Here is a 13,406-nt window from a genome sequence, read left to right as displayed (position 1 = left end):
TGAGTGCATTGGCATGTCATAAAATATATGCAGTCTTACCATTTTCCGTCAGATACTGTGCAGAGCACAGGCCGGAATCTCAGGCCACAAGACTGCTTTTGAGGAGTGCGCGAATGGGATCTTTGGCAAGTGTGAAATTGACTTTGCGTGAACAGCGCCTTTTTTTGAATAAAGGTTTGCTGGTCGCGGCATCCTGTGCAGTTCTGGCTTTGGCGGGCTGTCAGAGCACTTCCAATTCCATGCTTACGCCGGTTGATCTTGCGCAGGGTTCCAGCGAGAATATCGGTTCGCTGACAACCGTCATTCAGAGCAATCCGCGTAATCCTGAAAGCTATAATGTGCGCGGCTCGGCCTATGGTAAAGCAGGGCGCTATCGCGAGGCGATGAAGGATTTTGATACGGCGATCCAGCTCGATCCGAATTATTATCAGGCCTATGCCAATCGTGCGCTGATCCAGCGCTATCTGAAAAATGATGCGGCGGCTGTGCAGGATTATGGCCGCGCCATTCAGATCAACCCTCAATATGATGCCGCCTATATCGGGCGTGGTAATGTCTATCGTCAGGCAGGACGTCTGGACGAAGCGATGACAGATTTCAACCGCGCAATTCAGCTGGATACAACGGATGGCCGTGCTTACCACAATCGCGGTCTGATCTATCAGGCACGCGGTCAGCACAAACAGGCGATTGAGGATTTCTCTGCTGCGGCTTCCCTGCAATCGAATGCGCCGGAGCCTTATAATGGCCGCGGTATTTCCTATGCGGCGCTCGGCGATTATGACAATGCCTTTGATGACTTCAATACGGCTATCGGGCTGGATGACAAGATTGCGGAAAGCTGGGCCAATCAGGCGCTGGTCTATGAGCATCGCGGTGACAAGAAACGTGCAGCGGCTTCCTATGCCCGCGCGGTGCAGCTTGATCCGCAATATAAGCCTGCCAAGGATGGTCTGAGCCGTACACGGTAATTGATCAGTCCTAAATAGACAGAGCATAGCAAGTTAAAGAGCCGCAGGATTCCGTATCCGGCGGCTCTTTTCTTATTTCTGAAGCTCTCTATATTATTGCCTATGTCTTTATTCGACCATATCGGCTTTGAGAGCCGGGATATTCCGGCATCCTACCAGTTTTACTCCGGCAGCATGGCTGCACTGGAGCTTAGGGTGTTGCAGACGGCGGATAATTTGTTTTTTGTCAGTGGCAATGCCCGCAGTCCTCTGCCATTCTTGCGGATTGTTGCGGCAAAATCTGCAAATGGTGCAGATTCTGCATCACAGCCGGGTCAGCATTTACACCTTAAATTCAGCGCCAAAAGTCATGAGCAGGTTGAGGCTTTTCATCAGGCTGCACTCAGATCCGGCGGGCGGGAAAGCAGTGCACCGTCCTATCAGGGGCCGAAGGAAATGGGTTATTTCGCGGCTCTGGTTTTTGATCCTGACGGTAATACGGTTGAAGTCGGTGTTCATGAGAAACACGGCTGACTTGACAAAGAGATAAAGAAAAGGCCGGTTTTCACCGGCCTTTTTTTATTTAGAGCGGAGCCGCTCTAAATTTTATTTTCTCGCATTATCCTACGCATCGAAGCAGGAAAGGAAATCAGTCCAGTGAACTGATTTCCCTGCGAAGGCGCTGCGCACTTTTGCTGGAAATGCTCTAGCGTTTAACGACGCGTTTATCGACTTTTTGTACCAGCCTGTCACCGATCCACTGGATCAGGCAGACAAACACGATCAGAACGGCAACAACAGCGGCCATGATCGGATAGTTGAAACGCTGATAGCCATAGCGGATAGCAAGGTCGCCGAGACCGCCTGCGCCAATCGCACCGGCCATTGCGGATGCACCGATCAGCGTGACGATGGTAACTGTAAAGCCTGCGATCAGACCCGGCATGGATTCCGGTATCAGCACTTCTTTAATGATCGTCCAGCGGCTTGCACCCATGGAGCGGGCAGCTTCAATCAGGCCGTGGTCAACTTCACGCAGTGATACTTCAGCCATACGGGCATAATAAGGGATGGCGGCAATCGACAGCGGCACGATGGAAGCCCATGTGCCCAGTGCAGTGCCCATAATCAGGCGTGTGAACGGGATGAGGGCAACCAGCAGAATAATGAATGGTACCGAGCGGAACGCATTAACCACCGCGCCGATAACACGGTTGACCGGAATATTCTGAAGCAGGCCGTTACGGTCTGTCAGGATCAGCAGCAAACCAAGCGGCAGGCCGAAGAGCAATGTGAAGAAGCTGGAGAAACCCGTCATAATCAGGGTTTCGCCTAACGAGCGCCAGAGTAGATCAAGCATTGCGGGCGTCAGGAACTGAAACATATCCGGCAACCTCCGTTTCATCACAAATTGTCTTCAGAAAACCCACAGCCTTTTGCAAAGCTGTCTGGTCATGGGCGGGGAGGCCAAGGAATAATGTGCCGACCGGTTCTCCCTGAATCGTATCAATGCCGCCATGAACGAGGCGTGCATTGAGACCGGAAGCGGCGGCAATATCATTGATCAGCGGTCTGCGTGCAGATTCACCGGAGATGCGCAGACGGACAATCGCTTCCGAAGCTGATTGCGGGTTCTGCGTCAGCTGTGCGGCAATGCTATCCGGCAGTGCAGGGGTCAGCATTTTCAGCAGGCTTTTGGTCGTATCGGCCTTCGGGCGTGCAAAAACTTCCCAGACTGGGCCTTCTTCGGCAATATGCCCGTGATCCAGCACAATCACACGGTCTGCAATTTTGCGGATGACATCCATTTCATGGGTGATCAGCAGAATGGTCAGGCCGAGTTTCTGATTGATGTCTTTCAGCAGTGCCAGAATGGACTGGGTGGTTTCCGGATCGAGAGCGGAGGTTGCCTCATCCGACAAGAGCAGGCTCGGTTTGGCTGCCAGCGCACGGGCAATGCCGACACGCTGCTTCTGACCACCGGAAAGCTGTGCCGGATAATGCTGCGCACGCTCTGACAGGCCGACCAGTTCCAGCAGCTCCGCAACGATTTTCTGACGTTCCGGCTTGGCAATGCCGGCAATTTTGAGCGGCAGGGCAATATTCTGCGCCACGGTTTTGGCCGACATCAGATTGAAGTGCTGGAAAATCATGCCGATACGACGGCGCACCGGCTGCAACTGGCTTTCAGTGAGACCGGTGATTTCCTGACCTTCAATGATGACCGAGCCGCTATCCGGCCGTTCCAGACCGTTGAGGCAGCGGATCAGTGTCGATTTGCCCGCGCCGCTGCGGCCGATAATACCGAGAATTTCACCGCGCTGAACCGAGAGAGAAATATCATCCACGGCAGGTGTAGTGCCGAACATACGTTTAATATTGGAAAGTTTGACAACTTCGTCACCGGTCACGGGAGGCTGACCGGATGCGGAAGGCAGCTTTTGCTGCATATTCTTTGTTGGAACTGAAGTATTCACTTTATCCTCTGGAGCGCATCCCGAAAAATGCGAAGCGGTTTTCGGAAAAGATGCGCGTAAAAACAAGTAGATAGAGCATTTTCAAAGAGTTGATTTAAAATGAAAATGCTCGAGCTCTTTCTTTAAATTGAGGCAATAATAACGGAGCAAAATGGCAATGCTCAGAGTGCAAAACGGTCCGGATAAATCCGGACCGTTACTATGCGCGGTTTAAGCTTGGTTTGACAGCTCTTATTCCCAGGCAGGAATACCTGTGCTCTTATAAGCACGGTCGAGTTCTGCTTTCACCGGCTCGTTCTGGAAAGCTGCAACAAGCGGTTTCACCCATGCTGCATCCTTGTCTTCAGTGCGGATGGCAATGAAATTACGGTAAGGATTGTTTTCCTTTGCTTCCCAGCCGATAGCATCCTTTACAGGATCCAGACCGGATTTGGCTGCCCAGTTATTGTTGACGATGGCTGCATCGAGATCATCAATGGAAAGACCGACAACACCGGCATCCAGTTCTTTGATCTCAAGCTTCTTCGGGTTCTCAACAATATCAATCGGAGTTGCAAGAATGCCTGCATCCGGATTGAGTTTGATCAGACCTTTGCTTTCGAGAACGCGCAGGGCACGGCCTTCATTGGTCGGATCATTCGGAACGCCGACGATTGCGCCTTCTTTCAGATCTTCCAGCTTTTCAACTTTGCGGGAATAAATACCAATTGGCCAGAGGGCAGTGTAACCGGCAACGGAAATTTTATAGCCGTGCTGTTTGATCTGCTCATTCAGATATGGCTCATGCTGAAACGCATTGGCATTAATCTCTTTACGCTCCAGCGCTTCATTCGGCTGGGTGTAATCGTTGAAAATGACGGTTTCGATTTTGAGGCCTTCTTTTGCAGCCTGTTCAGCAACAACTTTCCACACATCTTCGTCTTCACCACCCATGATGCCGACTTTGATAGTTGTGTCCTGTGCCTGAACCGACAGAGGTGCAGCAAATGCAACGCTCATGGCAACAGCGGAAAGCAGCATCATTTTCATGCCGGTGCGGCGCGAAATTAAGGTTTTGACGCGGGCGATATCTGACAACGACATTGCTGTTTTCCTTATAATTTTGGTCATTAAGCGGTCTCTCGCTTAACGGTTTTGCCTCACAAATCTCATACCTGTTTTCTCTCAAACGGAGGCAGGCGGATTGTGTGAGTATATTCTTCACAGAATGGTGTGCGATAACAAGGAAGTTTCGTCTACGAATTAAGTTTTATTAGAATATTTTTGCGTAATTTTGCTAAATCACGAATAAAACTATCGCAGATAAATATATGTTTATATTTAGCATTGTGCGTTTGGTAATAAGTTGCAGCTGTGCGGAATCGAAATTCATCACATAAAAACGCCCGCAATGCGAAGTGCATTACGGGCGTGATGATATGCGGGTATGAGCTTAGTTCTAATCGATGAAGACGCGTACGCTGGCGGCACGACCGATCGCGTCAATCACGGTCAGTGTGGAATAGCCTGCACCATCCGGTTGCCAGAGGCCGGAGCGTTTGCGTGAGGCTTTATCCAGCGGTTTGCCATTGGCCAGCCAGATGAACGGTGCACGGCCGCCCTGCATTTTCAATGCCAGCGGTGCGGTGGTGCCGTCAGGCTGGTTGGTCAACTCGACCCGCGCACCTTCCGGCGGAAACAGGATTTGCGGTGCGGATTCCCGCACGGACGCACTGACAAGGGGGCTAAGATAGGGTGTAAAGCGCCGCAACGATACCGGCAGCTCGGATTGGCGCAGCCGCATTGTACCGACCGGTGGGGCTGCAAGCGGGGTAAAGCCGACACCGGATTTGGAAAAAGCTTCAAACAGGATCGGTGCGGCGGAGCCATAACCGCTTAAACCCGGCACGGCGCCATTATCGGCACGGCCAACCCAGACACCCAGCACATAGCGGCCGTCAAAGCCAACTGACCATGCATCACGATAGCCGTAGCTGGTGCCGGTTTTATAGGCGAGGCCGCGCTGGAGTGACCCCAGCGGCGGTTTAACACCCGTAAGTACATCAGCCACCTGCCATGCGGCTGCGGGTTGCAGCAGCGGCTCACCGGAGGTTGCGCTCTTGTCATCTTTTATACGGTCATCCACGCCATTGGAAATGACGGTAGTTTTGCCGCGATTGGAAAGGCCGGTATAAAGCTGCACCAGATCTTTAAGGCTGATGCCAAGCCCGCCAAGACCAATAGCCAGACCTGGTGTTTCCCCCGGTGGCAATGTGGTTTTAATATCTGCGCGGCGCATCCGCACCATCAGGCGTGTGGCACCGACACTGTCGAGCAGGCGCACGGACGGCACATTGAGCGAGAGTTGCAGCGCCTCGCGTACCGTCACATCGCCCTGATAGCTCATATCGAAGTTACGCGGGCGATAGCCGGAGAAATTGGTCGGCCGGTCTTCAATAATGGTTTCCTGCATCACCAGACCGTCTTCAAAAGCCAGCCCGAAGATGAAGGGTTTCAGCGCGGAGCCGGGGGAGCGCTGCACATTGGTCATATCAATCCAGCCTGAGCGGCTGGAATCAAAATAATCCGAGGAGCCGACTTCACCGATAATTTCGCCACTTACCGCATCGGCCATGACCATGGCGACGGAGATTTTAGGGCCGAGGCGCTTGGCGGAATCCATTGCCACGGTTTCCAGTGCCTGCTGCACCGAGCGCTTGAGCGTCACATGATGCACATTGGCTTGGCTATCTTTACGCAAAGCGGTTTCGCTGACATGCGGGGCAAGGGCGGGCATGGCCAAGCGGCGTTTTGGTATGGCCAGATGTGCGGCGCGGTCTGCCTCATCATTGCCGATCAGCGACACTACCGCCAAGCGGTTCAGCACCCGATCACGGGCGGCACGGGCATTATCAGGATAGCGGTCGGGACGGCGGCGCTCGGGCAATTGCGGCAGGGCAATCAGCAGAGCTGCTTCCGAGGTTGTGAGCCTGCGCGGTTCCTTGCCGAAATAGGCAAGGCTGGCGGCACGGATACCTTCAAGATTGCCGCCAAAAGGCGCAAGCGTCAGATAGGCATCAAGGATTTCTTCTTTCGACAGGCGGCGCTCGATTTGCACGGCGCGCAGCATCTGGCGAAATTTGGCAATAAAGGAGCGCTCCGTGCGTGGTTCAATCAGACGGGCAACCTGCATCGACAGAGTGGAGCCGCCGGAGATAATGCGCCCGTGGCTGGCAAGCTGTATGGCTGCACGCCCCATGGCACGCGGATCAATACCGCCATGGTCGCGAAAACGCTGATCCTCATAGGCGATCAGCATCTCAATAAATTGCGGATCGACATCTTTGTGGGTGGTGGCGAGCCGCCAGTGACCGGACGGAATGGCAAAGGCACGCAGTAGATTACCGTCGCGATCCATCACCTCTTTGGATGTCTGGCTGACAACTTCCAGCGGTGGCGGAAAAGCCTTGTCGAGAATTTCCAGACTGGCCCATGTCACAGCCAGAGCGATTGCAGTGCCGCTCAAGACCATGAGCTTCTTATGCAAACGCGGTTTTTTAAGGGGCTGGGTCTCGGCCAAAAGCTGTCTCCGCCTGCATGAACAGGCATAATTCGAAGCGGTTGATTGTACCGCCCTTATATTATTGCATATAACAGGGCAGAAAATAACGGGGAACACCATGATCGACAAGCTGGAATATTTCATTGCGCTTGCGCGGGAAAAACACTTCGGCAAAGCGGCAGAAGATTGCGGCATTACCCAGCCAACGCTTTCTGCCGGTATCCGCCAGCTTGAAGATATGCTGGGGGTGATGCTGGTGCAGCGCGGCTCCCGTTTTCAGGGGCTGACACCGGAAGGGCAGCGTGTGCTGGAATGGGCAAGGCGCATTGTCGGTGATGCACGGACGATGAAAGAAGAGATGCGGGCGGCGCGTTTCGGCCTTGGCGGACATATCCGTATCGCGGCAATTCCCACCGCACTGGCGATGGTCTCGCAGCTGACAACCCCGTTTCGCGAGAAGCATCCCGATGTGACTTTTACGATCATTTCCCGCACCTCTGTTGAAGTGCTGGCCGCGCTGGAGAATTTCGATATTGATGCCGGAATCAGCTATCTGGACAATGAACCGCTGGGAAAAGTGACAGCGGTGCCGATTTATCGCGAGAGCTATCAGCTGATTACCTCGGTCGGCAGCCGGTTTTCGGAGCGTGAAAATGTCACATGGGCGGAAGTCGGCAGTTTGCCGCTCTGTCTGCTGACAAGCGATATGCAGAACCGCCGGATTATCAATCAGCATCTGGCGCAGGCGGGAGTAACCGTGCAGCCGACGCTGGAATCCAATTCCATGATTGTGCTGTTTTCTCACATCCGTACAGGCAAATGGGCGAGCATTATGCCGCTCAATCTTTCCCAGATTCTGGGCTTTAGCGAGCCGATCCGCTCGATTCCGATTGTTGAACCGCAGGCCAGCCATAGTGTCGGGCTGATTGCTGCACAGCGTGAACCGCACACACCGCTGATCGCGGCTTTGCTGCATGAAGCAAGAGCATTGTCGCGCATTATGATGCCGCTCACTTGATAGATTTTTTCTATTGACTGACGGTTTTGCCCTATTGAATCAGGGGCGCAGTTTTGATCTGTTCTAAGATGGGGAACAGAAATATAAATTTGCGGGAGGCTTTGACGTCAATGTCAGGCTCGGATTCAGTTTTTACCAGAAGCGCAGGCACGTCATCTCAAAAGTCTGATGTCGCCGAGCGCACGATAGATGTTATCAATGAGTATAAAGCCATTGAGGGCCCGCTGCTTCCTGTCTTGCACGCCATACAGGAAGAATTCGGCTATGTGCCGGCGGAAACACTGACACTGATTGCCGAGGCACTGAACCTGTCGCGCGCAGAAGTGCACGGCGTTATGACTTTTTATCACGATTTTCGCGCATCGCCGACCGGTCGCCATGTGATCCGGCTGTGCCGCGCTGAGGCTTGCCAGTCTATGGACGGCGACCGCGTGGCAGAAGCGGTGCAAAAATTGCTCGGTATCGGCTGGGGTGAAACAACCGGCGACGGTAAAATCACGCTTGAGGCGGTTTATTGTCTTGGTCTGTGTGCCTGTGCGCCTGCGGCGCAAGTGGATGACCGGCTGATCGGTCGCCTGAATGAAGGCAAGGCAGAACGAATGATCGCGGAGGCACGGGCATGAGTGTAACAATTTATGTGCCATGTGACGCTGCCGCTCTGGCGCTTGGTGCCGATGAAGTGGCGTATGCCATTGCCGGTGAAGCCGTAAAGCGCGGTCTGGATATCAAGCTCGTACGCAATGGCTCCCGTGGCATGGTCTGGCTGGAGCCGCTGGTTGAAGTGGCGACCGATAAAGGCCGTATGGCCTATGGTCCTGTGGATGTATCCGATGTGGCTTCCCTCTTTGACAGCGGCTTGCTTGAGGGCAAAGACCACCCACTGTCGCTGGGACTGACCGAAGAAATCCCGTTTCTCAAAAAACAAACCCGTCTGACTTTCGCCCGTTGCGGGTTGACCGATCCTTTGTCGCTGGATGATTATCGCGCTCATGACGGGCTTAAGGGGCTGGAAAACGCGATTGCCATGCAGCCTGCGGATATTGTGGCGCAGGTCACGGATTCCGGCCTGCGCGGCCGTGGCGGTGCCGGTTTCCCGACCGGTATCAAGTGGAAAACCGTTCACGATGCGCAAGGTGCGCGTAAATATATTGTCTGCAATGCTGACGAGGGTGACAGCGGTACTTTTGCCGACCGTATGATTATGGAAGGTGATCCTTTCGTTCTCATTGAGGGTATGGCGATTGCCGGTATCGCAGTGGGTGCGACCAAAGGCTATCTCTATACGCGTTCCGAATATCCGCATGCGATTGCGATGATGGAAAAGGCCGTCGAGATTGCCCGCAAAGCCGGTGTGCTCGGCGCATCAGTGATGGGCTCGCGTTTCGCCTTTGATATGGAAGTGCGCACCGGTGCCGGTGCTTATGTCTGCGGTGAAGAAACCGCTCTGCTGGAAAGCCTTGAAGGTAAGCGCGGACTGGTACGTGCCAAGCCGCCATTGCCTGCCCATAAAGGCCTGTTCGGCAAACCGACAGTCATCAATAATGTGATCTCACTGGCCTCCGTTCCGGTGATTATGGACAAGGGTTCTGCCTATTACCGTGATTTTGGTATGGGACGCTCCCGTGGTACAATTCCGTTGCAGATTGCCGGTAATGTTAAATATGGCGGGCTGTTTGAAACCGCTTTCGGCCTGACACTGGGCGAGATTGTCGATGAGATCGGCGGCGGTACCGCAAGTGGTCGTCCGGTTAAGGCGGTTCAGGTCGGCGGACCGCTGGGTGCTTACTTCCCGCGTGCATTGTTCGATACACCGTTTGATTATGAAGCCTTTGCTGCCAAAGACGGGCTGATCGGTCATGCCGGTCTGGTGGTCTTTGATGATCGGGCAGATATGCTGAAACAGGCGCGGTTTGCGATGGAATTCTGTGCCATTGAATCCTGCGGGAAATGCACCCCATGCCGCATCGGCTCGACACGCGGTGTTGAAGTGATCGACAGAATTGCAGCCGGTTCAGAACCCGAGACGCAGATCGAAGTTCTGACAGATCTTTGCCAGACAATGAAATTCGGCTCCCTTTGTGCGCTTGGCGGCTTTGCCCCTTATCCGGTGATGAGTGCCCTGACGCATTTTGAAGAGGATTTTCGTCCGCGCCCTGAAAGCCAGACTTTCGTGCAGGCAGCGGAATAGGAGTGACAGAAGATGAGCTTAATTAAAGAAATCGATTACGGCACACCTGTTTCACGCTCGGAAAAAATGGTGACTCTGACCATCGACGGTAATCAGGTGACTGTGCCGGAAGGCACCTCGATCATGCGGGCTTCGATGGAAGCCGGCATTGCCATCCCGAAGCTATGCGCCACCGATATGGTGGATGCGTTCGGTTCCTGCCGTCTGTGCCTCGTAGAAATTGAAGGCCGTAACGGCACGCCGTCTTCCTGTACCACACCGGTGATGGAAGGGCAGGTGGTTCATACCCAGACCGGACGCCTGAAATCTTTGCGCAAAGGCGTGATGGAACTTTATATTTCCGATCACCCGCTGGACTGTCTGACCTGTGCCGCCAATGGCGATTGCGAATTGCAGGATATGGCCGGTGCCGTGGGCTTGCGTGATGTGCGCTATGGTCAGGACGGCGCGAACCATGTGTTCAAACAAGGCCGTAATGACGGTGCTCTGAATGCGAAATGGATGCCGAAAGACGAGAGCAATCCGTATTTCACCTATGATCCTTCCAAATGTATTGTTTGCTCACGCTGCGTGCGTGCCTGTGAGGAAGTGCAGGGTACTTTCGCGCTGACCATTGAGGGACGTGGTTTCAACTCCCGCGTCTCACCGGGAATGCATGAGAGCTTCTTAGGCTCGGAATGTGTGTCTTGCGGTGCCTGTGTACAGGCTTGTCCGACGGCGACGCTGACAGAAAAATCGGTGATCGAAATCGGTCAGCCTGAACATTCCAAAGTCACGACCTGTGCTTATTGCGGTGTCGGCTGTTCTTTCAAAGCGGAAATGCGTGGCGAAGAACTGGTGCGTATGGTGCCGTATAAAGACGGTAAGGCCAATCGCGGTCACTCCTGCGTTAAAGGCCGCTTTGCCTATGGTTATGCCCATCACAAAGACCGTATTCTCAAACCGATGATCCGTGAGAAGATCACCGATCCTTGGCGCGAAGTGTCATGGGAAGAAGCCTATGGCCGTGTGGCCAGCGAGTTTAAACGCTTGCAGACACAGTACGGGCGCAACTCCATCGGCGGTATTACCTCGTCACGCTGCACCAATGAAGAAACCTTCCTTGTGCAGAAACTGATCCGCGCGGGTTTCGGCAATAACAATGTTGATACCTGTGCGCGTGTTTGTCATTCGCCGACCGGCTATGGTCTGAACCAGACTTTCGGTACCTCTGCGGGGACGCAGGATTTCGACAGTGTTGAACATACTGATGTGGTGATGGTGATCGGTGCCAATCCGACCGATGGCCATCCGGTATTTGGCTCGCGTTTGCGTAAGCGTTTGCGCCAAGGTGCCAAGTTGATTGTGATTGATCCGCGTCGTATTGATCTGGTGCGTTCGCCGCATATTGAGGCGGCACATCATCTGGCACTGCGTCCGGGCACCAATGTGGCAATCATGACGGCGCTGGCGCACGTGATTGTAACCGAAGGTCTGCAGGATGATGCTTTCATCCGCGAGCGTTGCGAGAATGAAGAGTTCCGCGATTGGGTGGAATTTGTCTCCCAGACACAATACAGCCCAGAGGCTGTGGAACTGCTGACCGGTGTTCCGGCACAAGAAGTGCGCGGCGCAGCCCGTCTGTTTGCAACCGGCGGCAATGGTGCAATCTATTATGGTCTTGGTGTAACCGAGCATAGTCAGGGTTCCACGACCGTGATGGCGATTGCCAATCTTGCGATGGTCACCGGTAATATCGGCCGCAAGGGCGTGGGTGTGAACCCGCTGCGTGGCCAGAATAACGTGCAGGGCTCTTGCGATATGGGCTCATTCCCGCATGAATTGCCGGGCTATCGTCATATCTCTGATCCTGCAACCCGTGAGATTTATGAAAATATCTGGGGCGTAATTCTTCAGGATGAGCCGGGTCTGCGTATTCCGAATATGCTGGATGCGGCGGTGGAAGGCACCTTCAAGGGTATCTATATTCAGGGTGAGGACATTCTGCAGTCCGATCCGGATACCCGCCATGTGGCCGCCGGACTGGAGGCCATGGAATGTGTGGTGGTGCAGGATCTGTTCCTCAATGAGACCGCCAATTTCGCCCATGTTTTCCTGCCGGGTTCGACCTTCCTTGAAAAGGACGGCACATTCACCAATGCGGAACGCCGTATCAACCGCGTGCGTAAGGTGATGACACCAACCAACGGCTATGCTGACTGGGAAGTGACGCAAAACCTTGCCCGTGCAATGGGGCTGAACTGGAACTATACGCATCCGTCGCAGATCATGGACGAAATCGCCATGACCACACCGACATTTGCCAATGTGTCCTATGAACTGCTGGAACGTGAAGGTTCCGTGCAGTGGCCATGTAATGCCAAAGCACCGCTCGGCACGCCGGTGATGCATATTGACCATTTCGTGCGCGGCAAAGGCAAATTCATGCGCACGGAATATGTGGCAACTGACGAGCGTTCGGGCCCGCGCTTCCCGCTGCTGCTCACCACCGGACGTATTCTTTCGCAATATAATGTGGGTGCACAGACCCGCCGTACCGAAAATGTGGCATGGCATGCGGAAGACCGTCTGGAAATCCATCCGCATGATGCGGAAGTGCGTGGTCTGCGTGACGGCGACTGGGTGAAGATCGCCAGCCGCTCCGGTGAAACCACTTTGCGGGCGCTGGTTACAGACCGTGTGACACCGGGTGTGGTCTATACGACCTTCCACCACCCGACGACACAGGCCAATGTGGTGACTACCGATTTCTCGGACTGGGCGACCAACTGTCCGGAATATAAGGTAACTGCGGTGCAGATCACCGCATCCAACGGCCCGACACAATGGCAGCAGGAATATCGTGAACATTCTGATGCCAGCCGCCATATTGAAACAGCTTTGGATACGGTGAGCTAAGCTATGAGTGAACATACTTATCACAGCCGCATTCCGATGATGGCATCACAGATTGCCACATTTTTCAGTTCGCAGACGCAGATCGATCAGGCGGCGGGTGTCGCCAAACATATCAATATGTTCTGGGAACCACGCATGCGTACGCAATTATTTAATCTGATTGATGCAGGCGGAGAGGGGCTGCATCCTCTGGTGCTTGAGGCCGCGCCACTGATTAAACGTCCGGTCTCATAATACGCAACTTCAGCCGGATACAGTCCAGTATCCGGCTGAAATGATTCAGCATTTAAATAATTTCATTCTGACAATTAAGGGATGCTCACGGGAGATGGGC

Annotated in this window: 10 protein-coding genes and 1 pseudogene; 7 read left to right on the top strand and 4 right to left on the bottom strand. The window is 53.8% G+C overall.

Features of this window, described 5'->3' with window-relative positions:
* Positions 1-173 precede the first annotated feature (173 nt).
* Positions 174-971, top strand: a pseudogene (locus F7P81_RS14620) (tetratricopeptide repeat protein); the annotation flags it as partial.
* Between the two features lie 102 nt (positions 972-1,073).
* Positions 1,074-1,484, top strand: a complete 411-nt coding sequence (locus F7P81_RS14615) for a VOC family protein (protein ID WP_075657162.1) — start codon at positions 1,074-1,076, stop codon at positions 1,482-1,484.
* A 172-nt stretch (positions 1,485-1,656) separates the two neighbouring features.
* Here the strand turns inward: F7P81_RS14615 and F7P81_RS14610 are convergent, their stop codons facing one another.
* The 4 genes from F7P81_RS14610 to pbpC form a co-directional block, all read right to left on the bottom strand.
* Positions 1,657-2,322: a methionine ABC transporter permease gene (locus tag F7P81_RS14610; RefSeq protein WP_122092538.1), complete on the bottom strand. Its 666-nt coding sequence runs from the start codon at positions 2,320-2,322 to the stop codon at positions 1,657-1,659.
* The gene (locus F7P81_RS14605; RefSeq protein ID WP_151160090.1) at positions 2,303-3,400 is read right to left on the bottom strand and encodes a methionine ABC transporter ATP-binding protein; all 1,098 of its coding nucleotides are present in this window, start codon (positions 3,398-3,400) and stop codon (positions 2,303-2,305) included. The genes F7P81_RS14610 and F7P81_RS14605 overlap by 20 nt, the downstream gene beginning before the upstream one ends.
* A gap of 258 nt (positions 3,401-3,658) precedes the next feature.
* Positions 3,659-4,510 carry a MetQ/NlpA family ABC transporter substrate-binding protein gene (locus F7P81_RS14600; protein ID WP_116088857.1) on the bottom strand — a complete coding sequence of 284 codons (852 nt, stop codon included), beginning with the start codon at positions 4,508-4,510 and terminating at the stop codon, positions 3,659-3,661.
* Positions 4,511-4,865: 355 nt separating this feature from the next.
* The gene (gene pbpC / locus F7P81_RS14595) at positions 4,866-6,938 is read right to left on the bottom strand and encodes a penicillin-binding protein 1C (RefSeq protein WP_151160203.1); all 2,073 of its coding nucleotides are present in this window, start codon (positions 6,936-6,938) and stop codon (positions 4,866-4,868) included.
* Positions 6,939-7,086: 148 nt separating this feature from the next.
* Between pbpC and F7P81_RS14590 the strand changes: the two genes are divergently transcribed.
* The 5 genes from F7P81_RS14590 (at position 7,087) to F7P81_RS14570 (ending at position 13,306) form a co-directional block, all read left to right on the top strand.
* Positions 7,087-7,986: a LysR family transcriptional regulator gene (locus F7P81_RS14590; protein WP_022712521.1), complete on the top strand. Its 900-nt coding sequence runs from the start codon at positions 7,087-7,089 to the stop codon at positions 7,984-7,986.
* Between the two features lie 110 nt (positions 7,987-8,096).
* A complete protein-coding gene (locus F7P81_RS14585) occupies positions 8,097-8,609 on the top strand; it encodes a formate dehydrogenase subunit gamma (protein ID WP_151160089.1) in 513 nt (170 codons plus the stop codon).
* Entirely contained in the window at positions 8,606-10,174 is a 1,569-nt protein-coding gene (locus tag F7P81_RS14580) for a formate dehydrogenase beta subunit (protein WP_151160088.1), read from the top strand. The genes F7P81_RS14585 and F7P81_RS14580 overlap by 4 nt, the downstream gene beginning before the upstream one ends.
* A gap of 12 nt (positions 10,175-10,186) precedes the next feature.
* Positions 10,187-13,072 (top strand): formate dehydrogenase subunit alpha, encoded by a 2,886-nt coding sequence (gene fdhF / locus F7P81_RS14575; RefSeq protein WP_151160087.1) that lies wholly within the window; start codon positions 10,187-10,189, stop codon positions 13,070-13,072.
* Positions 13,073-13,075: 3 nt separating this feature from the next.
* Positions 13,076-13,306, top strand: a complete 231-nt coding sequence (locus F7P81_RS14570) for a formate dehydrogenase subunit delta (RefSeq protein WP_022712526.1) — start codon at positions 13,076-13,078, stop codon at positions 13,304-13,306.
* The last annotated feature ends 100 nt before the right edge of the window (positions 13,307-13,406 follow it).

Source organism: Pseudochrobactrum saccharolyticum, assembly GCF_008801715.1.
Lineage (GTDB): Bacteria > Pseudomonadota > Alphaproteobacteria > Rhizobiales > Rhizobiaceae > Pseudochrobactrum > Pseudochrobactrum saccharolyticum.
Note: the sequence above shows the minus strand (reverse complement) of the source record. Positions and strands in the feature narration are given on the sequence as shown.